Genomic DNA, 559 nt, shown 5'->3' on the forward strand with positions numbered 1-559 from the left:
GCTGCATGACCCGCCGAGCGACGACATCTGCTACGCCACCCAGAACCGCCAGATCGCGGTCAAGAAGATGGCGCCCGACGTCGACCTGATGATCGTGGTCGGCTCCCGCAACTCGTCGAACTCGGTCCGGCTGGTCGAGGTCGCCGTCGAGCACGGCGCCGCGGCCGGCCACCTGGTCGACTTCGCCACCGAGATCGACGAGGCCTGGCTGGACGGCGTCGACACGGTCGGCGTCACCAGTGGCGCCAGCGTGCGTGAGATCCTGGTGCGCGACGTGCTCGCCTGGCTCGCGGAGCGCGGGTACGGCGAGGTCCAGGAGGTCACGACGGCTGAGGAGAGCCTGGTGTTCTCACTTCCCCGCGAGCTCCGTGCGGACCTGAAGGCCGCCGGGATGGCGACCACAGGCACCTCCGACCACGCCTGACGGTTCAGGCCACTACGGCACCACGATCTTCACGGTCTTGCTGGCGGTGAACGAGCCTGTTCGGCCGCCGCAGAACGAGATGCTGTAGCTGAAGGTGTAGGTCCCGGCCTTGGTGAAGGTGTGGGGCGCGTCGAG

1 pseudogene is annotated in these 559 nt (G+C 68.3%); it reads left to right on the top strand.

Features of this window, described 5'->3' with window-relative positions:
• A pseudogene (locus CAY82_RS27455) lies at positions 1–424 on the top strand (4-hydroxy-3-methylbut-2-enyl diphosphate reductase); the annotation flags it as partial.
• Positions 425–559 lie beyond the last annotated feature (135 nt).

Origin of the sequence: Pseudomonas sp. SID14000 (genome assembly GCF_002165135.1) — a bacterium.
In the GTDB taxonomy this organism is placed as follows: domain Bacteria; phylum Pseudomonadota; class Gammaproteobacteria; order Pseudomonadales; family Pseudomonadaceae; genus Aquipseudomonas.